The sequence below is a fragment of the Mycobacterium sp. NGS54 genome, from assembly GCF_059812465.1.
The window spans coordinates 1-23,316 of sequence record NZ_JCALCS010000013.1 but is presented as its reverse complement, the minus strand read 5'-3'; the positions used below and the strand labels follow the sequence as shown (position 1 = coordinate 23,316).

The window sequence follows — 23,316 nt, the reverse complement described above, 5'->3', positions numbered from 1 at the left end:
TCGGCGCGGGCGGCGCCGGTGGCGCCGGCGGGTCGGGCGGGATCGGCGGGGGCACCGGCGGGTCCGGCGGCGCCGGGGGGTTCGGCGCCGCAGGCGGGGCGGGCGGCGCCGGCGGGGCAGGCGCGGTCGGCGGCGCGTTCGGGGGGCTTGGCGGTGCCGGCGGGGCCGGTGGACTGTTCGGCGCGGGCGGCGCCGGCGGCACAGGCGGCGGCGCCGACGTGGTCGGCGGGATTGGCGGCCGTGGTGGGTTTGGCGGGGCCGGCGGGCTCCTTGCCGCGGGCGGTGCGGGCGGGGCCGGCGGGTTCGGCGGATTCAACGGCGGACTCGGCGGCGCGGGTGGAAACGCCGGCATGCTCGGCGGTAGCGGCGGGGCCGGCGGTACGGGCGGCACCTGCTTGTCCGGCACGGCCGGGGCTGGCGGCGCAGGCGGCAACGCGGGCATGCTCTACGGCAACGGCGGGGCCGGCGGGGCGGGCGGCACCAACAGGTCCGGCAGCCCCGGCGGGGCCGGAGGTGCGGGCGGCAACTCCGGGTTGATCGGCAACGGCGGCGACGGCGGCGTCGGCGGTGACAGCGGGTCGGCCACCGGCACCGGCGGTCAGGGAGGCACGGGCGGCAACGCCGGGTTGATCGGCAACGGCGGTAACGGCGGCAACGGCGGGATCAGCCTCAACCCCGGTGCCGGCGGAACCGGCGGCATCGGCGGCCTGCTGCTCGGGCTCGACGGGTTGAACGGGTTGCCTTAGGCGACCGGTCCCGCCCGCGCAGCGGCCTGCGCCGCCCCGGCGAAAGCGACACGCACATCGACGGTTACCACGACGTCGAGATCGTCCACCGCGCACTGCGCGTCGTCTACTCGCATCTCGCGGGCTACGACCGTCGCGCGGGCGCACGCCGCCGCAGCGCCTTGGGGTAGCCGGGCGGCCGCCGCAAGTGCGGCCAAGTCCGCCGCGGCCTGCGCGCGATGGCGTGCCACCACGACCGAGCCGAGGTAGGCGCCCGCCCCGGTGACCGACAGCAGCACCGCCACCATCGCGGCGGCCAGTACCGTCGCCGATCCCCGATCATCGGCCGGGTTCGGCCGCCGAGACCGCCTTGGCCCCAATGTCCAGCGAAGGCAACATTTTCGAGTGCGCGACGACGGTGGCGACGAGGAAATCGCCGTCGCGACGCACCTGGATCCGCGACCCGAGGGGCGCGATCCGGCGCGCGGTGTCGAGTGCCGAACGTTCGTCCCCGCGCGCGGCCAGCCGGGCCGCCTCGCGGGCGGCGTCGACGCAGCGCACCTGCATCGACACCGCGGTGACCCCCGCCATGCACAGCGCCAGCACGACGACCAGCGTGGCGATCGCCAGCGCCGCCTCGACGGTGCTCGCGCCGGCACAGTCCGCTAGACCTTGGTGTTGAGCGCGCGACCGATGATGTTGGTCAGCGCCGAGACGATCGAGTCGCCGGTGACCACGGTGTAGAGGATCGCGCCGAAAGCGGCCGCGGCAATCGTGCCAATGGCGTACTCGACCGTGGACATGCCCGACTCGTCGGTAGCCAGCACGGCCAGCCGCGCCAACAGCGCGCGAAACCTGTTGATCATCAATGCTTTCCCTTCCTTTCACAGCAGTCCCGATTGCAGGACGTCGCCGGCCAGCCCTGCGACCACCGGGACGATGCCCAGGCACACAAATGCCGGCAAAAAGCACAGACCGAGCGGCCCGGCGATCAGCACCCCGGCCCGCTCGGCTGCCGCGGTCGCCGCGTGCGCGGCCTCGTGACGGGATTGGTCGGCCAACTCGGCGACGCCGCGGGCCAGCGCCGCGCCCGAGGACGCCGAACGGCGCGCCAGCCGCAGCAGCGCGTCGATGTGCGCATCGAGCGGGCCCGCCCGTGGATCCGGCGAAACCGACCACGCCACAGCGGGATCCGCGCCCAGCGCCAACAGGTCCGCGGCGCGGCGCAACACCGCGGCCAGCCTGGCCGGTGCGGACGGGGCGGTCGCCGCGGCGGCCGTCGACACCGCCATGCCCGCTTCCAGGCACACGGCCAGGACGTCGAGGCTGGAGGCGACCGCCAGCGGGTCCGCGCCGTGCCGCGGCCGCGGCGCCTTCCGCCGACAAGCGCCCGCCCGGAGTCCGGCACGCGCCCGGACCACCGACGGGCCGGGGCCGATCCACAGCGCCACGGCCAGCAGCACCGCGGTGGTAGTCATGCGCCGAGCCGATCGGTGATCCGGTCCGACCACAGCAGCCCGCCGCAGGCCAACACCGAGCCGACCAGGAGCAGCCAGCCCCCGGCGTGCCCGCCCAGCAGAAAACTCAGCGGTCGCGCCCCGATCAGTTGACCCAGCAGCACACCCAGCACCGGCAGACCCGCCAGAATCGTCGTCGTGGCGCGCGCCCCGGCCATGCCGGAAGCCACTCGCGCCGAAAAGCGTTGCCGCTCGCCGATATCGCGCTGCGCGGCGCGCATCAGGGTGGCGATCGCCAGCCCCTGGTCACTGGCCAGCTGCCAGCACACCGCGAGCCGGTCCCACTGCGCGGGCAGCGCCGACGATCCCGCCGCGGCGCGCAGGCCCGCCGTGACGTCGGCGCCCAATCTGGCCCGCGCCGAAACCGCCCGCAACGACATGCCAACCGCCCCGACGGTTTCCTCGGCGGCGACGCGGAACGCGCGCACCGGATGCGAGCCCACCCGCAACTCGCCGACCAGTCCATCGAGGGCGGTTTCCAGGGCTCGGCCCTCGTCCGCGGCCCGCCGGATCCGGCGGCGACGACGGAAACGCAGGCTCGCGGTCGCGCCCACCACCCCAGCGGCGAGGACCGCCGTCCAGGGCAGCAGGACCGCGGCCGTGACGAGCCCGCAGGCGACGCAAGCGACCGCGCCCCGGGGGGCCAGGGGCCGGCGAACCCGCACCGGCGCGCGCAACCTGCGCCGCGGTGACGACGGAAACACCAGCAGCGCAAGCGATAACAGCAGCGCGGCAACCGCGAGGCCGTTCATGCCGGCATCCGGCCGCGCAGCAGACGATGCAGATCGCCCGCATCGTCGCTCATGCCCCGATCCGCGTGCCACGCGGTGACCGCCCGCACCTGCCCGTCGACCTGGCGCAGCACGGCTATCTCGCCGAGCCGGCGGCGACCGGTCCGGTCCCGCGCGACGTGGAGCAGCACCTGCACCGCCGCGGCGAGCTGACTGTGCAGCGCGGCCCGGCCCAGGCCGCCGAGGGCGCCCAGCGCCTCCAGCCGGGCGGGCACCTCGCCCGGATTGTTGGCGTGCACGGTGCCCGCGCCGCCGTCGTGCCCGGTGTTCAACGCCGCCAGCAAATCGACCACTTCGGCGCCCCTGACCTCACCGACCACGATGCGGTCGGGCCGCATCCGCAACGCCTGCCGGACGAGTTCACGCACCGGGACCTCGCCGACGCCTTCGACGTTGGGGCAGCGCGCGACGAGCTTGACCAAATGCGGATGCTGGGGCGCCAACTCGGCGGCATCCTCGACGCACACGATCCGTTCGGTGGCGGGCACGGCGCCCAGCATCGCGGCAAGCAGGGTCGTCTTCCCCGCGCCGGTGCCGCCGCTCACCAGGAACGCCAACCGGGCGGCGATGATGTCGCCGATCAGCGCGGCGGCCCGGGGATCGATCGCGCCGGCCGCGGTCAGGGCGGCCAAATCCTGGGTGGCGGGGCGCAACACGCGCAGCGACAGGCAGGTGCCGCCGGCCGCGACGGGCGGCAGCACGGCATGCAACCGCACCGCGAACCCTCCGGCGCCGATGCCGGTCAGCTGCCCGTCCACCCAGGGCTGCGCGTCGTCGAGGCGCCGACCGGCGGCCAACGCCAGACGTTGCGCCAGACGCCGCACCGCCGACTCGTCGGCGAAACGAATACCGCTGCGCCGCAGACCGTTTCCGTCGTCGACCCAGACCGCGTCGGGAGCGGTGACCAGGACGTCGGTGGTGCCGTCCGCGCACAACAGCGGTTCGAGGATGCCGGCACCGGTCAGCTCGGTTTCCAGCACCCGCAGGTTGGCGAGGACCTCGGTGTCGCCGAGCATCCCGCCGGACTCGGCCCGGATCGCGGCGGCCACCACGCTGGGTCGCAGCGGGACGGACTCGGCGGCCAGCCGTTCGCGCACCCGCTCGATCAGCGACCCGCTCATGCCGCCCGGCCCGTCCGCCCCACCGGCAGGACGGCCAGCACCCGGCGGGCGGCCGCGGTGAGCGGTCCGCGCCGGCCCAGCCGCAGGCCCCCGCGCTCCAGCTGCCGGACCAGTTGCGGCTCGGCTTTGATCGACGCGAGCAGCGGCAGGCCGGTGATATCGGCGACCTCGGCCGCCCGTAATCCCCCTGGCGACGGGCCCCGCACGACCAACCCGAGATTGGGATTGGTCGCGGCGAGCGCCGGGCCGATGGCCGCGGTCGCCGCGCACGCCCGCACGTCGCAGCGGGTGACCACGACGACGAGGTCGGCGGCGTCCAGCGCGGCGTGCGTCGCATCGGTGAGGCGGCGTGGAAGATCGCAGACCACGGTGACGCCACCGCGGCGCCCGGCATCGACAACGGCGTCCACCGCCGCTCCGCCCAACTCGTATCCGCGGCGAGTGCCGGAAAGCACGCTGATTCCGCCATGCCGCAGCAGCGCCTCGCGCACGGCCGGCCAGTTGAGCCGCCCGCCCTGCAGCGCCAGATCAGGCCAGCGCACACCGGGTGCGCTCTCGCCGCCCACCAACAAATCGATGCCGCCGCCCCACGGGTCGAGGTCCACCAGCAGGGCGTCGCCGGCGGCTTGCGCCACGGCGACCGCGAGCACCGACGCGCCGGCCCCGCCGCAGCCCCCGATGACGGCGACGACGTCACCGCGCGGGCCGTCATCGCGCGCGGCTTCGCCGGCCTCGGCGAGCTCGTCGACCAACTCACGTTCGTTGTCGGGCAGTTTTAGAACGTGTTCGGCGCCGACCGCGACGGCCGCCGCCCAGGTCGACGTCGCGGGTGCGGCGATCGTCAGCACGCTCACGTGGGTGCGCCTCGGCAGCGCCGCTTGCCCGCACCGATCCGCCGCCGCCTCGTCCAGCACCACCGCCGCGGCCGCCGACCATGCCTTGCGGCCCACCGCGGAGCCGCCGGCGTGAACCACCCGGACCCCGACCGCGGCGGCCACCCGATCCAATTCGTCGCGCAACTCCGCATCCGCCAGCACCGCCAGCACGCCCGAAGTACCCGCCGCTTTCGGGCGGATGGTGCTCGTCACCAACCCACCTTGCGGGGCCGTGACCTTGGCACACCAGTCCCAAAGCCAGATTTGTGGATAGAGACGCCAGTGTGTACAAACGCGTCGCCCGGAAGCTCAGCCTCGGCACTCGGGACTCCTTCCCGCAACGCCCGGCGACCGGTGGATCGACGCCCGATGGTGGCGGGAAAACTTACCCCAGAAAAGGGACGACCCCCGCCAGGGGGGGAGGAGGCGAGGGTCGTCGTGTATCAGCCCCGGGGGGTCGGGCTGATGCACCCTCGGCTCAGGCCGAGTAATGCTTACTATACACATGACAGTCGGGACTAACGCAAGTAGTTGTTCGATCGAAAGGTACGTTGAGCCGCAAAAATACCGACGGTATGTTCTTGGCCCCGTCATGAGCGGCGTTTTGGGCCTAACGCCGGGGCGCCGCCGGATCGCCGACCTATGCTGGATCGGTGACCGTCTCCGACTCGGCCGCGCGGCAGCAAACCTCACCGGAAACACCTGCAACCACAGCTCCTCGCGCGCGCACTGCCGCCTTCTTCGACCTGGACAAAACCATCATCGCCAAGTCCAGCACGCTCGCTTTCAGCAAACCCTTCTTCAACCAGGGTCTGCTCAACCGCCGCGCCGTGCTCAAGTCCAGCTACGCCCAGTTCATCTACCTGCTCTCCGGCGCTGATCATGACCAGATGGACCGGATGCGCATCCACATGACGAACATGGTCGCCGGTTGGGACGTCGAACAGGTCAAGTCGATCGTCAACGAAACGCTGCACGAGATCGTCACTCCGCTGGTGTTCGCGGAAGCCGCAGACCTCATCGCGGCCCACAAACTATGCGGCCGCGACGTCGTCGTAGTCTCGGCGTCCGGCGAAGAGATCGTGGCGCCCATCGCCCGGGCGCTCGGTGCCACGCATGCGATGGCGACCCGGATGGTCGTCGACGACGGCAAGTACACCGGTGAGATCGCGTTCTACTGCTACGGCGAAGGCAAGGTGCAAGCGATCCGCGAGCTGGCCGCCCGCGAGGGCTACCCGCTGGAACACTGCTACGCCTACTCCGACTCGATCACCGACCTGCCGATGCTCGAGACCGTCGGCCACCCCAGCGTGGTCAATCCCGACCGCGCCTTGCGCAAAGAAGCCAGCGAGCGCGGCTGGCCCGTGTTGATGTTTTCCCGCCCGGTGTCGTTGCGCGACCGGATCCCGGCGCCGTCGGGCGCCGCGATCGCGACCACCGCCGCGGTGGGCGTCACGGCGCTCGCCGCCGGCGCGGTCACCTACTCTTTGCTGCGCCGCTTCGCCTTTTAGCCGCGCAGCAAACATGCAATTCGCGCAATAGATTTTTGCTTCGCAATTAGGCCTTGATGTGCTGGAGGTCTAGTAGTACAAAGGAACCACGGAAGCCCGATGAGGCCAAGGTCGATCCGGAAGAGAAGGATCGTTCTCCCGAACCGGGCGCCCAGCATGGAACCCGGCACCCACGCGGAGTCATAGCCGCGATAATGGCAGAAGTGTTGCGGGCCTGCGTAATTGCGAGAAGTGAAAAGCATCGACGGCCCTTTGGGTGGGGTTGCAGCCGGAAACATCGCAAGATCGCCGAGGCCAACCCACGCAGCCCAGAAATGCACGCTTGGTAACCGAGCTCCGTGCTAGCGGGCGGCGGACCGAATAATACGGGACGTCGCCCGCTTTACATTTGTGAAACAAATTCCCGGACGCCGATTTTGGTGCCCGCCGGCTACCGATTCTGCAGCGATTCGGCGATCGACAAAGCCTCCTGCGCGCCGGCCTGCAGCGCCCGGCAACACAGCACCAGCCAGGCGCCGACACCGTCCGGGGTGCCGTCGGCGAACCCGCGCGCGGCGTCGCGGTAATCCGCCGGCTGCCGCATCCAACTCACCTCGGGTACCCCCAACCCGTGCGGGTCCAGCCCGCTGGCGATCGTCACCAGCCGCGACACCGCCCGGGCCACCACGCCGTCGGCGCTGCCAAACGGCTTGAGCGTCAGCAACTCTCCATGCGCGACGGCGGCCACCACCGGCGCCGGGGCCGACGTGCGGCCGGTCACCAACCCCGCCAGCAACTCCAGCCGCGGCCCGACGTCGGCGTCGGCCCGCGGGCGCCCGAGCCGATCGTCGTCGACCTGGTCGGCCGCCGCGAGCACGTGCAGACGGGCCAGCGCCTGCAGCGGCGCCCGCTGCCATATCCCGACCAGCGGCCCTCCCCCGCCCTCCAGCGCCTGGGCCACCCGCAGCGCTCCGCCGAACACCGGCTCGCTCACCTGCGCGGCGTCCGCCAAATCGTCCAGCCGCACGGGACCGCCGTCGAGGACCGAGGACGCGCGCGCCGCCCGCAACGCCGCTTCGGCGGCGGTCACCGTCCAGCGCCGCAGATTGGCCGGATGGCGATGCGCGCGGCCGAGCGCCTCGCGGGCCCGGTCGCTGGCCTCGGCGACGCCGGGCAGCTCCAGCAGCGGGGCCAGGGGGTCTGCCGTCACAGCTTGCCAACCTATCGGGGCGGCCCGAACGCGCTCACGCCGGACGGGGAATGGCCTCCAGCAACCGGCGGGTGTACTCATGGCCGGGCCGCGTGAACAGCTCCTCGGTGGGCGCCTGCTCCACCACCCGGCCGGCCCGCATCACCAGGACGTCATCGGCGATCTGCCTAATCACCGCCAGGTCGTGGCTGATGAACAGGTAGGTCAGGCCCATTTCGGCCTGCAGCTGGGCCAGCAGGTCCAGTATCTGCGCCTGCACGAGCACGTCGAGCGCCGACACGGCCTCGTCGCAGACCAGCACCTCGGGCCGCAGCGCCAGCGCCCGGGCGATCGCCACCCGCTGCCGTTGGCCGCCCGACAGTTCGCGGGGCAGGCGGCGCAACACCGACGACGGCAGCGCGACGTGGTCGACGAGCTCGCGCACCGCCCGATCGCGCTGCTTGCGGTCGCCGACGCGATGAATGCGCAGCGGCTCCTCGATGGCGCGAAACACCGAATACATGGGATCGAGGCTGCTGTAAGGGTTTTGGAACACCGGCTGCACGCGCCGGCGAAACGCCAGCGCCTCGTCCCGGCCCAACCCGTCGTCGATCCGGGTGCCGTCGAAGACCACCGTGCCCGACGTGGGTCGCAGCAGACCCAACACCATCCGCGCCAGCGTCGACTTCCCCGAACCCGACTCGCCGGCGATCGCCAGGGTGCTCGCGGGCCGCAACCGAAACGACACCCCGTCGACGGCGCGAAACTCCGCGCGCCGCCAGGGCGCCCCGTGCGAGTCCCGGTAGACCTTGGTCAACTCCGACACGACGAGGATGTCCTCGGCAGGCTCCCTCGCGGCGGGCGTGCGGGCCCGGGACGGGCCGGGTCCCAGTGACGGGGCGGCAGCCACCAGCCGTCGGGTGTACTCGTGGCGCGGCTCGGACAGGATCGCTTGCGCGGCACCGGATTCCACCACCTCACCACGATGGACGACGATCACCGTCTCGGCCCGTTCGGCGGCGAGCGCCAGGTCGTGGGTGATCAGCAGCAGCGCGGTGCCGAGTTGGTCGGTGAGCCCCTGCAGATGGTCGAGCACCTGCCGCTGCACGGTGACGTCCAGCGCCGACGTCGGCTCGTCCGCGATCAGCAGCTTGGGGCGTCCGGCCAGCCCGATGGCGATCAGCGCGCGCTGGCACATGCCGCCGGACAGCTGGTGGGGATATCGGCCGGCCTGTTTGGCCGGATCCGGCATGCCCGCCTCGGCCAGCAGGTCGACGGCGCGGCGCCGCGCGTCGCGGGTATCTGTGTTCGCCCGCAACGCTTCTGAGATCTGGAACCCTACCTTCCAGACCGGGTTGAGGTTGGTCATCGGGTCCTGGGGCACGTAGCCGATTTCGCGGCCCCTGATCGACCGCAGCAGCCGGCGGTCGGCGCCGGTGATGTCGCGGCCGTCGAACACGATGCGGCCGGCCGAGATTCGGCCGCCGGGCGGCAGCAGCCCGAGGACCGCGGCGGCCGTGGTGGATTTCCCGGATCCCGACTCGCCGACCACCGCGACGGTCTGCCCGCGCAGCACGGCCAGGTCCACGCCGCACACCGCCGGGGCGTTCGCGCCGAACCTGACCTCCAGGCCCTCCACCGACAGCAGCGGCGCGCCGTGGGTGCTCATGCGCGGTACGCCCGCGACGCCGGATCCAGGGCGTCGCGCAGCGCGTCGCCCATCATCATGAACGCGAGCACCGTGATCGCCAGCGCGCCGGCCGGATAGAACAGAATCGGGGAGCCGGAGCGCAGCCGGCTCTGCGCCAGGTTGATGTCGCCGCCCCACGACACCACGGTCGTCGGCAGCCCGACCCCGAGGTAGGACAGCGTCGCCTCGGTGACGATGAAGATGCCCAGGGCGATGGTGCCCACCGCGATCACCGGGCCCAGGGCGTTGGGCACCGCATGGCGCAACAAGATCTGAAACCTGCTCAACCCCAAGGCTTTCGCGGCCAGCACGTAATCACTGGCGCGAACCTCGAGCACCGCACCGCGGGCGATCCTGGCCACCTGCGGCCAACCGAACAGGGCCAGGATGGCGATCACCGTCCACACCGTGCGGTGGTGCAGGACCTGCATCAGCACGATGGCGGCCAACAGCAGCGGCAATCCGAAGAACACGTCGGTGACCCGGGAGACCACCGCGTCGACCCAGCCGCCGTAGAAGCCGGCCAGCGCGCCCACCGCCCCCCCGACGACGAACACCACCAGCGTCGCGCCCAGCCCAACGGAGATCGAGGCCCGCGCCCCGTAGACGGTGCGCGCGTAGATGTCGTGGCCCTGCAGATCGGTGCCGAACCAGTGGGCCGACGACGGCCCGAGCAGGCTCTGGGCGGGATCGGCATAGCTGGGATCGACGCCGGTGAACAATGCCGGAAACGCCGCCACGACAACGACGAACAGGATCAGCGCACCGGCGGCGAAGAACTTTGGCCGCCGGCGCAGCTTGCGCCAGGTCTCACCCCAGAAACCCGAGTGCTCAGCCATAGCGGATCCGGGGGTCCAGGGCCGCGTAGAGCAGGTCCACCAGCAGATTGGTGACCAGATAGATTCCCACCAGCACCGTCACGATCGACACCACCGTCGGCGCCTCCTGCCGGGTGACCGCCTGATACAGCACACCGCCGACGCCGTGGATGTTGAAGATGCCCTCGGTCACGATGGCCCCGCCCATCAACGCGCCCAGATCCGCGCCCAGGAAAGTCACCACCGGGATCAGCGAGTTTCGCAAGATGTGCACCGTCACCACCCGGGGCCGCGACAACCCCTTGGCGGTGGCGGTGCGGACGTAGTCCGCGTGGGCGTTTGCGGCCACCGAGGAACGGGTCAACCGCACCACGTAGGCGAATGACACGGCGCCCAGCACGATCCCCGGCAATAGCAGCCGCCCGAATGTCGCCCGCTCGCCAACGGTTACCGGCGCGATCCCCAACCACACGCCGAACACGAACTGCGCCAGAAAGCCCAGCACGAAAATTGGGATGGCGATGATGATCAGCCCGGTGATGAGCACCGTGGCGTCGAAGATGCCCCCCTGGCGCAAGCCTGCGATCACACCGAACCCGATCCCCAGCACCGCCTCCACCGCCAGGGCGATCAGCGCCAGCCGGATGGTCACCGGAAAGGCGTGTGCCAGAACTGAACTGACCGGCAAACCGGAATAGGCTCGCCCCAGGTCGCCGCGAAAGATGCCGCCGAGGTAGCGCAGGTACTGGACCAGGAAGGGATCGTCGAGGTGGTAGCGGGCGCGCAGAGCGGCGGCCACCGCGGGAGTCAGCGGACGATCCCCGGCGATCGCGGCCACCGGGTCACCCGGCAGCAGGAAGACCATGCCGTAGATCAGCAGCGTGGCGCCGAGGAAAACCGGCACCATGACGGCGATTCGGCGCGCTATGTACCAACCCATTTCAGGCCTTGACGATGTTCTCGTAGTCGGGCAGCCCGTTCCATGTCACCGTGACACCCCGAACCGCCGACGACCAGCCCACCACGGCGATGTAATACCAGAGCGGCACGGCAGGCATGTCGTGCAGCAGGATTCGCTGTGCGGCATTGGCCAGCACGTCCGCCTCCTGCAGGCCGGGCGCGGCCTCGGCGGCGGCCAGCGAGGCATCGAACTCCCGGCTGGAGTATCCGACGTCGTTGGATCCCGCACCGGTTGCGTACAGCGGGGCAAGGAACTCGATCATCGACGGATAGTCCCCGATCCAGCCCGCACGGAACGCGGTGTCGATCTGGCGGTTGGTGATCAGGGTGCGGTATCCCGCGAAGGTGGGGTGCGGCGCGCCGGCCGCGTCGATGCCCAGCACGTTCTTGATGCTGTTGGCGACCGCGTCCACCCATTCCTGATGGCCGCTGTCGGCGTTGTAGGCGATCAGGTAGCGGCCGCTCCACGGCGAGATCGCATTGGCCTGCGCCCAGAGCTGCCGGGCCCGGTCGGGATTGAAGTCCAACGCGTCGTTGCCCGGGATGTTCGGGTCAAACCCCGGCAGGGACCGGGCGGTGAAATCGCGTGCCGGGCTGCGGGTTCCGTTGAAGATCTGCTGACAGATCTGCGGACGGTTGATGGCCGCCGACAACGCCAACCGGCGCAGCCGGCCCTCCTCACCGCCGAAATGCGGCAGCCGCAGCGGCGTGTCGAGCGACTGGCTCACCGCGACGGGACCGCTGGCGAAGTTACCGCCCAGGTCACGCTTGTAGATCGTGAGCGCGCTCGACGGAATCGTGTCCAGGACATCGAGATTGCCGGACAGCAGGTCTGCGTAGGCGGTGTCCAGGTTGCCGTAGAACTCGAACCTCAGGCCCTTGTTGTGCGGCTTGCGGTTGCCGTGGTAGCCCGGGTTAGGCCTCAGGTCGATCTTCACGTTGTGTTCCCAGGCCGGCCCGTCGGGCCCGTCGGAAAGCTGGTACGGGCCATCTCCGACCGGGTTGCGGCCGAACGCCGCCATATCCCGAAATGCCCTGTCCGGCAACGGATAGAACGCGCTGTGGCCCAGCCGCAGCGTGAAGTCGACGGTGGGCGCCCTGAGCCGCACGGTGAATTCGAGATCGTTGATCACCCGCAGCCCGGACATGCTGGTGCGCTTTGGTTCACCACCGGAAACCTCGTCGAACCCGTCGATCGGGCTGAAAAAGTCCTGCTGCAGTTGGGCATTGGTGCTCAGCGCCCCGTAGTTCCACGCGTCGACGAACGAGTGGGCCGTCACCGGCGAGCCGTCGGCGAACTTCCAGTCCGGTTTGAGCAGGATCCGGTAGTTGACGTTGTCGGTGGTCTCGATCGATTGCGCCACCTCGGGCGAAGGCTTGCCGGCCGCGTCGTAGGAGACCAGGCCGGCGAACAATCGATCGAGGATCCGCCCGCCCAGGCTGTCGTTGGTGCCGGTCGGAATCAACGGGTTCGGCGGCTCCCCGCTGTTGACCACCACCAGATCGGGGCTGAGCATGCCGCCCCCGCAGCCGGCCAGCGTCCCGGCCGCCAGCATTCCGGCGGCCAGGACGGCCAGCGCGGCAAGCATCCGACGCATGCCAGCGACCATAAGGCCTGCGACGCCGCCGACCGAACGGGCGCGCCTGGTCGGCGATCGGGAAGTGCCGCAACGCGTCGCCGCTAGGATGGCGCTGTGACCTCGCACGAAGTCGGCGTTCAGGTCGGATATCTGGCGGCGATCTTCGGCGTTCCGATTATCGGGGTGGCCTGTCTGATCATCGGATTGCGCCTGCGCAACGCGCGGGCGGTCACCACGGGCCCACCGGGTTCGCCGCAGCCCCGACCCACCAGGTGGGCCACCACGCTGGTCGTCGTCGGCGCCGCACTGCTCACCCTGGGCGCGCTGGGCATCGCGGGAAATCTCGTGCGACTGAACAAGCGGAGCCTGTTCGACACCGACAAGTCCATGCCGGTGGGCCAGTGCATCGACCAAAACGCTTTTCTCGCACGGTCTTTCAGTTCGCGCCCGGCCAACGATTGCGCCAACCCGGCCAATACCTACCAACTGGCGTTCAAGGGTGCCCCCTCGGCGCCATGCCCGGACGGCAAACGCGATAACTCCGTCTACAGCCGCTACACCGACGACTCCGCCATCCTGTGCTTCGCGCTCAACCTCCAGCAGGGCCACTGCTACCAACTGACCAACGGATCCCAAAACCTGACGCTGCGCCCGGACGACTGCAGCGAGCCCCAGCCGTCACTGGACCGGGTCGTCCAGCGCATCGACGGCAGCACGGACACCACCCGATGCGCGCCCGGTGACAAGGCCATCGCCTACCCGGCCCCACCGCGCGTGTACTGCCTGGCACGCGCCGACGCCTAAGCGCGATCAGCCCGCGGTGACGGGATGGACCTCCAGCCGGCACGCGTCGATGGTGGCCGGCACGGTGAACACCTGCATGATGGCCGGCGGGCTGACGGCCAGGTCCGTGTAGCCGGGGCACGGGCTGCCGTCGGCGTCGACGGCCATGCCCTCCACGACCGCCTGGCCCTGAGTCGACAGGGACAGCATGACGGTCGGCGGGACGTCGACGCCGGCGGGCAGCCCGCCCAGATACCCCCGCGGCGTCTGCTGGGCGTGGATGAGCGGCCCGCCGCTGCCCGAGTCGACACCGGGGTAGCCGGTGAGCGTGCACGGGTCCGCCCCGCCGGCCAGCGCGAACAGCAGTGTCACGCCGCGATGGCCGACCGCGGCCTGCGTCGGGGAGGCGCTGACGGCGACCTGTTCCGACCAGCACGGCGTCGGCTGGTCGATGGCGTCGGACGGCTCGGCCCACGCAGCTGGCATCAGCATCCCCGTGGCCGCGTAAGCCGTTGCGGCCGCGGCGAAGCTGAGCGCGAGTCGGCGCGCCTGCGGTCCCGGCACATCGGTGATTATCCGGCATACGGCCGTGTTTGACCCCGGATCGGGCAGCGGCTTTTCACCTGGAAGGTCTAGGCTCACTGACGGTTGACGCGCCTCGACGCTAGGAGGAAACCAGTGACCGCCACCCACACCGAGGGCCCGACGTCGTATCCGCCGTCGGCGCAGTTCGCCGAGCAGGCCAACGCGGGTGAGGAGCTGTACCGCGAGGCCGAGCGGGACCGGCTGGCGTTTTGGGCCAAGCAGGCCGAGCGGCTGTCCTGGTCGACGCCGTTCACGCAGGTCTTGGACTGGTCCGAGGCGCCCTTCGCCAAATGGTTCGCCGACGGGAAGCTCAACGTCGCCTACAACTGCGTGGACCGCCATGTGGAGGCCGGCCTCGGGGATCGCGTCGCGATCCACTGGGAGGGCGAACCCGGCGACAGCCGCAGCCTGACCTACGCCGACCTGCAGGCCGAGGTGTGCAAGGCGGCCAACGCGCTGACCGACCTCGGTCTGGTCGCCGGCGACCGCGTCGCCATCTACTTGCCCTTGATTCCCGAGGCCGTCATCGCGATGCTCGCCTGTGCCCGGCTGGGCGTCATGCACAGCGTCGTGTTCGCCGGGTTCACCGCGAAGGCGTTGCGGGCCCGGATCGCCGACGCGCAGGCCAAGCTGGTGATCACCAGCGACGGGCAGTTCCGCCGCGGCAAGCCGGCCCCGCTCAAGGAGGCGGCCGACGAGGCCGTCTCGGACCCCGAGAGCCCCGTCGAGCGCGTTCTGGTGGTACGGCGCACCGGAATTGACGTGTCGTGGAACGACGAGCGCGACCTGTGGTGGCACGACGCGGTCGACTCGGCGTCACCCGAACACACCCCGCAGCCGTTCGACGCCGAGCAGCCGCTGTTCCTGCTGTACACCTCGGGAACCACCGGCAAGCCCAAGGGCATCGTGCACACCAGCGGCGGCTACCTGACCCAGTGCTCCTACACGCACCACTACGTCTTCGACATCAAGCCCGAAACCGATGTCTATTGGTGCACCGCCGACATCGGCTGGGTGACCGGGCACAGCTACGGCGTCTACGGCCCGCTGTCCAACGGGGTCACCGAGGTCCTCTACGAGGGCACGCCCGACTCGCCGACCCAGCACCGGCATTTCGAGATCATCGAAAAGCATGGCGTGACAATCTATTACACCGCCCCCACGCTCATCCGCACCTTCATGAAGTGGGGCCGCGAGATTCCCGACGCGCACGACCTGTCCAGCCTGCGACTGCTCGGCACGGTTGGCGAGCCGATCAACCCCGAGGCGTGGCGCTGGTACCGCACCGTGATCGGCGCCGACAGCCTCCCGATCGTGGACACCTGGTGGCAGACCGAAACGGGCGCCGCGATGATCTCCCCGCTGCCCGGAGTCACCGCGGCCAAACCGGGTTCGGCGATGAGGGCGTTGCCGGGCATCTCCGCGAGCATCGTCGATGACCACGGCGATCACCTGACACCCACCATCCATCACGGCGAGCACGTCAGCGGCTACCTGATCCTGGACCAGCCGTGGCCCTCGATGCTGCGCGGCATCTGGGGCGATCCGGAGCGCTACGTCGAGACCTATTGGTCCCGGTTCGCCGAGCAGGGCTGGTATTTCGCCGGCGACAGCGCCTATTACGACCGTGACGGCGCCATCTGGGTGGTGGGCCGCATCGACGACGTGATGAACGTGTCGGGGCACCGGCTCTCGAGCGCCGAACTGGAGTCGGCGCTCGTCGGCCACCACGGGGTGGCCGAGGCCGCGGTGGTCGCGAAGGCCGACGAGACCACGGGCCAGGCAGTCTGCGCGTTCGTCGTCTTGTGCGCCGAGTACGAAGTGCATGACGGAATCGTCGACGAGCTGCGCGCCGAGGTGGCCAAGGAGATCTCCCCCATCGCCAAGCCGCGGGAGATCCACGTGGTGCCCGAGCTGCCCAAGACGCGCAGCGGCAAGATCATGCGCCGGCTGCTGCGCGACGTCGCCGAAAACCGCGAGTTGGGTGACACCTCGACGCTGCTGGATCCCGGTGTGTTCGACGCGATCCGGAGCGCGAAGTAGGTAGGCCCACTCAGCCCGGCAGCGGCACGAACCCCGCGCCGGCGCGGTGCTTGGCGTTGATGTCGGCGAGGTCGGCGTTGATCGACATCACCACCGCCGGGGTGTGCAGCGGGATGTATTTGATGATGCACGACGGCAGGTTGTCGCTGAACGCCCCGTGAATCATGCCGACCAGCAGGTTGTTGACGGTCACCGGCGCCCCGGAGTCTCCGGGTTGGCCGCACACCTGCATCACGATGGTGCCCGGGTCCTGGCCCGGCCCCCAGGTGACCCCGCAGGAATTGCCGGTCGTGCGACCCTGCTTGCACGCGACCTGCCCGAACGTCGGGTCCGGGCCGATGCCGCTGATCACGAAGCCGTTGTAGTTGGCCACCGGGGCCACCTTCGCGGGATCGAACTTGATCACCGCGTAGTCCAAAATGTCGTTGCCCGCGACCATCACGCCCACCGGGCCCCGATCCTGTGCGGCTTCCGCCGCGACCTGCGCGCCGGGACCCCCGCAGTGCGCCGAGGTGAAGCCGATCAGCTCGCCGGCGGCGTCGGTGCCGATCGTCGTCAGGGTGCACATCGTGTCCCCGTTGATGACGATGCCGGCCCCGCCGCCCATCGGGATCCGGTCGTCGGCGCCCGCCTCGGCGGGGACGCTCATCAGGGCGACAAGCACGGCCACCATCGCCGCCCGGTAGCAACGGTAGGCCGTCTGCAATGCAATACCCCCATCGAGCGGTCGGACATCCTGAGCGGCCTGGTCAGTCTAGTCGGCCAGGGTGGCGGATTCGCCAGCGACGATGGCGCAGTCGGGCCCCCTGCCGCGGCGCTTCAGCTGGCCTCGTCTGGCACCGCACCGCATGGCAACATGAACCGCGACGAGAGAACCGAGAGGACGGTCCGTGAGCAAAGACGATCGCAACAACGGTGTGCCCAGCACGCTGACCACGATTCCGTTGGCCGACCCGCACGCCAAACCGGCCGAGCCGTCGATCGGTGACCTGATCAAAGACGCCACAACCCAGATGTCCACCCTGGTCCGCGCCGAGGTCGAACTCGCCCGTTCGGAGATCACCCGGGACGTCAAGAAGGGCCTGACCGGCAGCGTTTACTTCATCGCCGCGCTGGTGGTGCTGTTCTACTCCACGTTCTTCTTCTTTTTCTTCCTCGCCGAGCTGCTCGACGACTGGTTGTGGCGCTGGGCGGCGTTCCTGATCGTGTTCGGGATCATGGTGGTCGTCGGCGCGGTCCTGGGATTGCTGGGCTTCCTGAAGGTCCGGCGCATCCGCGGCCCGCGGCAGACCATCGAATCGGTCAAGGAGACGCGCACCGCGCTGACCCCCGGCCACGACAAGGCCGCCACCGGCGCGAAGGAACTCACCGAGTCGGGCGGCGGCAGGCACGAAAAACCCGCGGATCCCTCGGGTTGGTAGATGCCGGCACCAGATCCGTCGGTCACCCGCATCGACGGGCCGTGGCGCCACCTGGACGTGCACGCCAACGGCATCCGATTCCACGTCGTCGAAGCCCTGCCCGACGGGCAGGGTGACGGCGTTCCGCCCGCGCAGCCGGCCACCGCGCGGCCGCTGGTGATGCTGCTGCACGGTTTCGGGTCTTTCTGGTGGTCCTGGCGCCATCAGCTGCGCGGGCTGACCGGCGCGCGCGTGGTGGCGGTCGACCTGCGCGGCTACGGCGGCAGCGACAAGCCGCCCCGCGGCTACGACGGCTGGACGCTCGCCGGTGACACCGCCGGGCTGATTCGCGCGCTGGGGCACTCGTCGGCGACGCTGGTCGGCCACGCCGACGGCGGGCTGGCCTGCTGGGCCACCGCGTTGCTGCATTCGCGACTGGTGCGCGCGATCGCGCTGATCAGCTCGCCGCACCCGGCGGCGCTGCGGCGGTCCACGTTGACGCGGCGCGATCAGGGTTACGCGCTGCTGCCGACGTTGCTGGCCTACCAGTTGCCCATCTGGCCGGAGCGGCTGCTGACCCGACACGACGCCGCGGAGATCGAGCGCCTGGTCCGGAGCCGAAGCTGTCCCAAATGGGTTGCCTCCGAGGATTTTTCACAGGCGATCCGGCACATGCGGACGGCCATTCGGATCCCGGCGGCCGCGCACTCCGCGCTGGAATACCAGCGCTGGGCGGTGCGCAGCCAGCTGCGCGGCGAAGGCCGGCGGTTCATGAAATCGATGTCACAGCAGCTCGGCATGCCGCTACTACACCTGCGCGGTGACGCCGATCCGTACGTGCTCGCCGACCCGGTGGACCGCACCCGGCGTTACGCGGCCCACGGGCGCTACGTATCCATCACCGGCGCAGGCCATTTCAGTCACGAAGAGGCGCCGGAGGAAATCAACCGGCACCTGATGCGGTTCTTCGAGCAGGTGTACGGGAACCCCGTCAGCTGACGCAGGACCCGGTGGCGACCTGCTGGGTGTCGCCGATCTTGGAGAGCTGACTGGACACCTCGTCGGCGGTCAGCACGAAGCCGGTGTCGGGGTCGTCGACCGCGGCCCCGAACACGACGCCGAGCACGTGACCGTTGAGATCGATCAGCGGACCGCCGGAATTGCCTTGCTCCACACTGGCTCTGATGGTGTACACGTCGCGGGTGACCGGCGCCGGATCCCGGTAGATGTCGGGACCGCTGAGTCTGATCGCCTCGCGGATCCTGGCCGGGGTCGCGGTGAAGTTGCCGCCGCCCGGATAGCCCAGCACCACAACGCTTTCGCCGCTCTTGGCCTCGCCCTGGGCGAAGGCCAACGGCGCCGCCGGCAGGTTCGGGACGGCGAGGATCGCGATGTCGACCGACGGGTCGTAGGACACCACGGTGGCATCGAGGGGGTTGCCGCTGGCGTAGATCTGGACGCTGTTGGACCCGGCCACCACGTGCGCGTTGGTCATCACCCGGTCGGGCGCGATCACGAATCCGCTGCCCTCCAACACCTTTTGGCAGCTCGGCGCGAGGCTGCGCACCTTTACCACGCTCGGCGCGGCGGTCGTCACCACCGGGTTGGTGGCCAGGGCGGGGTCCGGCGACGCCACCGGAATCACCGGGGTGCGGCTGAACGGCTCGAGCACCGCGGGCAAGCCGGAGGTGTTCAACAGCGCCGAGAGACGCTTGGGCACCGTCTTGAGCCAGGGCGGCGCGACCTCGTTGACCTGCGCGAGCACCCGCGAACCCCGGACCGCGGCGGCCAGTTCGGGTTGATCCTTGGACTGGGTCAGCGGGGTGGCCAGCAGCCACGCCGCGGTCAGCACCACCACCAGCTGGACGCCCACGCCGATGACCGAGTCGATGGTTCGGATTGCGCGGCTGTGGATCGCGCCGCGGACGGCCCGCCCCAGCACCACGCCGGCGACCTCGCCGACGACCACCAGCGCGAGGATCAGGAACAGCGCGGTGAACAGTTTGGCGCGGGGCGCGGCGATGTGGCTGACGATGTGGGGCGCCAGCAACACGCCCGCGATGGCCCCGAGCAACACGCCGACGAACGACAGCAGGGAGCCCAGCGCCCCCGAGCGCCAGCCGGAGATGGCCGCGATGAAAGCGACCGCCAGCACGGCGATGTCCAGCCACTGCGACGGGGTCATCGAGTTCATGTTCATCGGGCGCCGCCCTCGTCGCCGACCAGCACCATCGCCTCGTCCAGCTCGAGGATGTTGGTGGTGTCCCAGGGCCGGGCCCAGCCGGCCACGTCGAGCACCGCGGAAATCACCTGGCCGGTGAAGCCCCACACCAGCATCTGGTTCAACAGAAACGCCGGCCCGGCCCAGCGGCGGCCGAGGTTGCCTCGGTACACCATCAGCCGGTTGTCCGGATTGATGAAGGCGCGCACCGGAACCCGCGACACGATCGCGGTTTCGGTCTCGTCGACGACGGCCACCGGCCCCGGGTCCGGCGAGTACGCCAACACGGGCACGACGTGGAACCGGGACGGCGCGATGAACGTCCGTTCCATCGTGGCCAGTGGATGCAGCCGACTGACGTCGATCCCGGTTTCCTCCTGCGCCTCGCGCAGCGCGGTGGCCACCGGACCGTCATCGGCGGGATCCGAGGCGCCGCCGGGAAAGGCCGCCTGGCCGGCGTGGTGGCGCAATGTCGAGGCCCGCACGGTCAGCAACAGATCGGCGTCGTCGGGCACACCACCGTCGGCCGGGCCGGATTCGGGACCGGAGAACAACACCAGAACGGCGGCCTCGCGGTCGTCCCCGAGCAACGACGCCATCGACGCCGCGGCCTTGGATGCGGTCACCATCGCCAGTACGCCGGCCGGCAGCCGATGGCGGTACGCCTCGGGGATCTGGCCCACGTTGTTCACCAGTGGGCGCAACCAGGGCGGCGACAAGTCGGGTATCAGCGGAATGGTCCCCCGCGAGCGGGGAAGGCCCCCAGAACCCACGGGCGCCTCCCTCGGTCCAGTCAATCTGCCTATCCCGCGTCGTTTCCGACCGCAGCTGCGATCTCGTCGGCACTGGCGAAAGGTCGCGGCAGCATCTGCGCAACGCTACCGTCCGGCCGGAGGACGACCGTCGCAGGCATCACATTTACCACACGCAGCGCGGCCGCGACCCGACGACGGCCGTCCTGCAGGGTGGGCAGCCGAACCCCCAACTCCGCCAACCGCAGTAACGCGGCCGTCTCGTTCTCGTCCTGGTGGACGGTCACCACCATCACGTCCGACCCGACCCGACGCTGATACTCGGCCATCGCGGGAAGTTCGGCCGCGCACGGCGCGCACCAATACGCCCAGAGATTGAGGACCACCCGGTGCCCGGCCAGCGCGCGCGCGACGTCGACGGCCGAACCATCGGCGGCGCATTCCACCGTCACGCCGCGCAGCGCCTCCGGGCCGGGACCCGCGCCGGAAGCCGGGCACGGCGGCAGGTTGGCGCGCTCGCGGGGACCCGCGAGCGCGGCTGGTGTGTCGGCGTCGCGGTGCTCCCGGGGAGCGGGCGCCTGCGTCGTCGCGGTCGGTGTGGAGTCGTCGCGCAACTGGGCCACCAGCGCCGCGCCCAGCGCCGCCACCACTGCCAGGATCGCGATGGTCCACCGGGTTGTCCGGGTCAACGTCGCGCGCCCCGGTATTACAGCCCCGCCAGGGCCAGCAGGTGCTCGGTTTCCGGGCCCTGGACGAGGGGCGCGGCGAGCAGCGGTTCGGTGGGACCCAGCCCGAAGGACGGGCAGTCCTTGGCGAGGATGCAGGCGCCGCACGCCGGTTTGCGGGCGTGGCACACCCGGCGCCCATGGAAGATGACGCGGTGGCTCAGCATGGTCCACTCCCGGCGTTCGATCAGCTCGCCGACCGCGTGTTCGATCTTGACCGGATCCTTTTCAATGGTCCACCGCCACCTGTGCACCAACCGTGAGAAATGGGTGTCGACGGTGATTCCCGGGATGTCGAAGGCGTTGCCCAGGATGACGTTGGCGGTCTTGCGGCCCACGCCCGGCAGGGTGACCAGTTCGGCCATGGTCGACGGGACCTCCCCGTCGAACCGTTCGACGAGGGCCTGCCCCAGCCCGATCAGCGACGACGCCTTGTTCCGGAAGAAACCGGTGGGACGGATGAGGTTTTCCAGCTCGGCGCGGTCGGCCTGCGCATAATCCAGCGCGGAGCGGTATCGCTTGAACAACGCCGGCGTGGTCAGGTTGACCCGCTTGTCGGTGCTCTGCGCCGAGAGGATGGTGGCCACCGTCAGCTCCAGCGGCGTCGTGAAGTCCAGCTCGCAGTGGGCGTCCGGAAACGCTTGCGCCAGTGTGCGATTCATCCGCCGCGCCCGTCGCACCAACCCAACTCGCGTTTCTTTCGACCAGCGATCGTCGACGACACCGTCTGAAGCGGAGGGCGTTGACTTCGAGCGCCCGGATGCCTTTGCCGCTGTCACCTACGACAGAGTACTGATTTCGTGATCTGGCTGAGACCTAAGCCATGTTTACTCTCCTTGTGTCATGGTTGCTGGTGGCGTGCGTTCCCGGGCTCTTGATGCTCGTGACGTTCGGTCTGGGGCGGCTGGAATCCGAGCTCGCCCACGACAACGTCTCGGTCACCGATGTCGACGAATTCCTCGAGTATGCGGAGGCCGTCGACGTGCATACGCTGGCCCGCGAAGGCATGCCCGAGGCGCTGGAATACCTGCATCGGCGCCAGGCCCTGCGGCCGGTAAATGCACCACCGGTGCGCCCGGCGATCGGACCCCGGCACGCCAAGCCGGTGTTTGCCACCGCCCTCGGCGATCGCGACGAGGCCGGTCTGCCGACGCGGATGGGGGCCCATTCGCATGTCAATCCGCAATTTGGGGGGACTAGACACGTCAATCGTGTGTAGCGTGGCACGTTGGACACAATTGGCCTACCTCTAGACTTACGTCACACGAGCAGGGTTGGCCTGCCCGTATCACAATTGGAAGCTGAAGAGGCAACGGTGGACGAGATCCTGGCAAGAGCAGGAATCTTCCAAGGGGTTGAGCCCGGCGCGGTCACCGCGCTGACCAAGCAATTGCAACCCGTCGACTTCCCGCGCGGGCACACGGTTTTCGCCGAGGGGGAACCGGGCGACCGGCTGTACATCATCGTTTCGGGGAAGGTCAAAATCGGCCGGCGGTCGCCGGACGGCCGTGAGAATCTGCTGACGATCATGGGCCCGTCGGACATGTTCGGCGAATTGTCGATCTTCGACCCGGGGCCGCGGACTTCCAGCGCGACCACCATCACCGAAGTTCGAGCGGTGTCGATGGACCGCGACGCGCTGCGGGCGTGGATCGCCGACCGCCCGGAAATCGCCGAACAATTGCTGCGGGTACTAGCCCGACGGCTGCGGCGGACCAACAACAACCTCGCCGACCTGATCTTCACCGACGTGCCCGGCCGGGTGGCCAAACAGCTGCTGCAGCTGGCCCAGCGTTTCGGCACCCAGGAGGGCGGCGCGATGCGGGTCACCCACGACCTCACGCAAGAGGAGATCGCCCAACTGGTGGGCGCTTCGCGGGAAACCGTCAACAAGGCCCTGGCCGATTTCGCCCACCGCGGCTGGATCCGCCTGGAGGGCAAGAGCGTGCTGATCTCGGACTCCGAGAGGCTCGCCCGCCGCGCCCGCTAGTCCGCTAGCCGTGTTCGCCGGGCCCTGCCCGGCCACCAGACGCAGAATCGCACTGTTGCCG

The 23,316-nt window shown here is 70.1% G+C and carries 25 protein-coding genes and 1 pseudogene; 8 read left to right on the top strand and 18 right to left on the bottom strand.

Annotated features, from left to right (window positions below; all coding sequences use genetic code 11):
- Positions 1-746 (top strand): annotated as a pseudogene (locus tag AC5Y5E_RS30115) (PE family protein); the annotation flags it as partial.
- Here AC5Y5E_RS30115 and AC5Y5E_RS30110 read toward each other — a convergent pair.
- From AC5Y5E_RS30110 to ssd, 7 genes are all read right to left on the bottom strand, one after another.
- On the bottom strand, positions 743-1,033 hold the full coding sequence (locus AC5Y5E_RS30110; protein ID WP_499907645.1) for an Rv3654c family TadE-like protein: 291 nt from the start codon (positions 1,031-1,033) through the stop codon (positions 743-745). The pseudogene AC5Y5E_RS30115 and the gene AC5Y5E_RS30110 sit on opposite strands and share 4 nt — an antisense overlap.
- 31 nt (positions 1,034-1,064) lie before the next feature.
- Positions 1,065-1,316, bottom strand: a complete 252-nt coding sequence (locus tag AC5Y5E_RS30105; protein ID WP_499907651.1) for a TadE family type IV pilus minor pilin — start codon at positions 1,314-1,316, stop codon at positions 1,065-1,067.
- 74 nt (positions 1,317-1,390) lie between these two features.
- A complete protein-coding gene (locus AC5Y5E_RS30100; RefSeq protein ID WP_499907643.1) occupies positions 1,391-1,591 on the bottom strand; it encodes a DUF4244 domain-containing protein in 201 nt (66 codons plus the stop codon).
- Positions 1,592-1,609: 18 nt separating this feature from the next.
- The gene (locus AC5Y5E_RS30095; protein ID WP_499907641.1) at positions 1,610-2,203 is read right to left on the bottom strand and encodes a type II secretion system F family protein; all 594 of its coding nucleotides are present in this window, start codon (positions 2,201-2,203) and stop codon (positions 1,610-1,612) included.
- The gene (locus AC5Y5E_RS30090) at positions 2,200-2,994 is read right to left on the bottom strand and encodes a type II secretion system F family protein (RefSeq protein WP_499907639.1); all 795 of its coding nucleotides are present in this window, start codon (positions 2,992-2,994) and stop codon (positions 2,200-2,202) included. The genes AC5Y5E_RS30095 and AC5Y5E_RS30090 overlap by 4 nt, the downstream gene beginning before the upstream one ends.
- Positions 2,991-4,154 (bottom strand): TadA family conjugal transfer-associated ATPase, encoded by a 1,164-nt coding sequence (locus tag AC5Y5E_RS30085; RefSeq protein WP_499907637.1) that lies wholly within the window; start codon positions 4,152-4,154, stop codon positions 2,991-2,993. Before AC5Y5E_RS30085 ends, AC5Y5E_RS30090 begins: the two co-directional genes overlap by 4 nt.
- Positions 4,151-5,191, bottom strand: a complete 1,041-nt coding sequence (gene ssd / locus AC5Y5E_RS30080) for a septum site-determining protein Ssd (RefSeq protein ID WP_499907649.1) — start codon at positions 5,189-5,191, stop codon at positions 4,151-4,153. Before ssd ends, AC5Y5E_RS30085 begins: the two co-directional genes overlap by 4 nt.
- 491 nt (positions 5,192-5,682) lie before the next feature.
- Between ssd and AC5Y5E_RS30075 the strand changes: the two genes are divergently transcribed.
- Positions 5,683-6,540, top strand: coding sequence for an HAD-IB family hydrolase (locus AC5Y5E_RS30075; RefSeq protein WP_499907635.1), 858 nt, complete (start codon positions 5,683-5,685; stop codon positions 6,538-6,540).
- Between the two features lie 430 nt (positions 6,541-6,970).
- Here the strand turns inward: AC5Y5E_RS30075 and AC5Y5E_RS30070 are convergent, their stop codons facing one another.
- Genes AC5Y5E_RS30070 through AC5Y5E_RS30050 form a run of 5 tightly spaced genes read right to left on the bottom strand, consistent with a single transcriptional unit; the run spans position 6,971 to position 12,774 of the window.
- Positions 6,971-7,729, bottom strand: a complete 759-nt coding sequence (locus AC5Y5E_RS30070) for an oxidoreductase (RefSeq protein ID WP_499907633.1) — start codon at positions 7,727-7,729, stop codon at positions 6,971-6,973.
- Positions 7,730-7,763: 34 nt separating this feature from the next.
- On the bottom strand, positions 7,764-9,377 hold the full coding sequence (locus tag AC5Y5E_RS30065) for a dipeptide ABC transporter ATP-binding protein (RefSeq protein ID WP_499907631.1): 1,614 nt from the start codon (positions 9,375-9,377) through the stop codon (positions 7,764-7,766).
- On the bottom strand, positions 9,374-10,237 hold the full coding sequence (locus tag AC5Y5E_RS30060; protein WP_499907629.1) for an ABC transporter permease: 864 nt from the start codon (positions 10,235-10,237) through the stop codon (positions 9,374-9,376). Before AC5Y5E_RS30060 ends, AC5Y5E_RS30065 begins: the two co-directional genes overlap by 4 nt.
- Positions 10,230-11,156, bottom strand: coding sequence for an ABC transporter permease (locus AC5Y5E_RS30055; RefSeq protein ID WP_499907627.1), 927 nt, complete (start codon positions 11,154-11,156; stop codon positions 10,230-10,232). Before AC5Y5E_RS30055 ends, AC5Y5E_RS30060 begins: the two co-directional genes overlap by 8 nt.
- Position 11,157: 1 nt before the next feature.
- Positions 11,158-12,774, bottom strand: coding sequence for a peptide ABC transporter substrate-binding protein (locus AC5Y5E_RS30050; RefSeq protein WP_499907625.1), 1,617 nt, complete (start codon positions 12,772-12,774; stop codon positions 11,158-11,160).
- A 96-nt stretch (positions 12,775-12,870) separates the two neighbouring features.
- Here AC5Y5E_RS30050 and AC5Y5E_RS30045 point away from each other — a divergent pair, with 96 nt between their 5' ends.
- Entirely contained in the window at positions 12,871-13,560 is a 690-nt protein-coding gene (locus AC5Y5E_RS30045; RefSeq protein ID WP_499907623.1) for an LppU/SCO3897 family protein, read from the top strand.
- Positions 13,561-13,566: 6 nt separating this feature from the next.
- Here AC5Y5E_RS30045 and AC5Y5E_RS30040 read toward each other — a convergent pair whose 3' ends face one another.
- Entirely contained in the window at positions 13,567-14,031 is a 465-nt protein-coding gene (locus AC5Y5E_RS30040) for a DUF4232 domain-containing protein (RefSeq protein ID WP_499907647.1), read from the bottom strand.
- 186 nt (positions 14,032-14,217) lie between these two features.
- Between AC5Y5E_RS30040 and acs the strand changes: the two genes are divergently transcribed.
- Positions 14,218-16,167 carry an acetate--CoA ligase gene (acs, locus tag AC5Y5E_RS30035; RefSeq protein ID WP_499907621.1) on the top strand — a complete coding sequence of 650 codons (1,950 nt, stop codon included), beginning with the start codon at positions 14,218-14,220 and terminating at the stop codon, positions 16,165-16,167.
- Positions 16,168-16,177: 10 nt separating this feature from the next.
- Here acs and AC5Y5E_RS30030 read toward each other — a convergent pair whose 3' ends face one another.
- Positions 16,178-16,873 (bottom strand): S1 family peptidase, encoded by a 696-nt coding sequence (locus AC5Y5E_RS30030; RefSeq protein ID WP_499907619.1) that lies wholly within the window; start codon positions 16,871-16,873, stop codon positions 16,178-16,180.
- A 184-nt stretch (positions 16,874-17,057) separates the two neighbouring features.
- On the opposite strand from AC5Y5E_RS30030, the gene AC5Y5E_RS30025 reads away from it, so the two are divergent.
- Positions 17,058-17,588: a phage holin family protein gene (locus tag AC5Y5E_RS30025; RefSeq protein WP_499907617.1), complete on the top strand. Its 531-nt coding sequence runs from the start codon at positions 17,058-17,060 to the stop codon at positions 17,586-17,588.
- Positions 17,589-18,566, top strand: a complete 978-nt coding sequence (locus AC5Y5E_RS30020; RefSeq protein WP_499907615.1) for an alpha/beta fold hydrolase — start codon at positions 17,589-17,591, stop codon at positions 18,564-18,566.
- Here the strand turns inward: AC5Y5E_RS30020 and marP are convergent.
- From marP to nth, 4 genes are read right to left on the bottom strand one after another with little or no spacing between them, the layout of a single operon-like run.
- Positions 18,559-19,752 carry an acid resistance serine protease MarP gene (marP, locus tag AC5Y5E_RS30015; protein WP_499907613.1) on the bottom strand — a complete coding sequence of 398 codons (1,194 nt, stop codon included), beginning with the start codon at positions 19,750-19,752 and terminating at the stop codon, positions 18,559-18,561. The genes AC5Y5E_RS30020 and marP overlap by 8 nt on opposite strands.
- Positions 19,753-19,763: 11 nt before the next feature.
- Complete coding sequence (locus AC5Y5E_RS30010) at positions 19,764-20,561, bottom strand: NUDIX hydrolase (protein WP_499907611.1); 798 nt, start codon at positions 20,559-20,561, stop codon at positions 19,764-19,766.
- 29 nt (positions 20,562-20,590) lie between these two features.
- Positions 20,591-21,229 (bottom strand): TlpA family protein disulfide reductase, encoded by a 639-nt coding sequence (locus AC5Y5E_RS30005; protein WP_499907609.1) that lies wholly within the window; start codon positions 21,227-21,229, stop codon positions 20,591-20,593.
- A 17-nt stretch (positions 21,230-21,246) separates the two neighbouring features.
- Positions 21,247-21,927 carry an endonuclease III gene (nth, locus tag AC5Y5E_RS30000; RefSeq protein ID WP_499907607.1) on the bottom strand — a complete coding sequence of 227 codons (681 nt, stop codon included), beginning with the start codon at positions 21,925-21,927 and terminating at the stop codon, positions 21,247-21,249.
- Positions 21,928-22,088: 161 nt separating this feature from the next.
- Between nth and AC5Y5E_RS29995 the strand changes: the two genes are divergently transcribed.
- A complete protein-coding gene (locus AC5Y5E_RS29995; RefSeq protein ID WP_499907605.1) occupies positions 22,089-22,484 on the top strand; it encodes a hypothetical protein in 396 nt (131 codons plus the stop codon).
- A 96-nt stretch (positions 22,485-22,580) separates the two neighbouring features.
- Positions 22,581-23,255, top strand: coding sequence for a cAMP-activated global transcriptional regulator CRP (gene crp / locus AC5Y5E_RS29990; protein ID WP_036465140.1), 675 nt, complete (start codon positions 22,581-22,583; stop codon positions 23,253-23,255).
- The last annotated feature ends 61 nt before the right edge of the window (positions 23,256-23,316 follow it).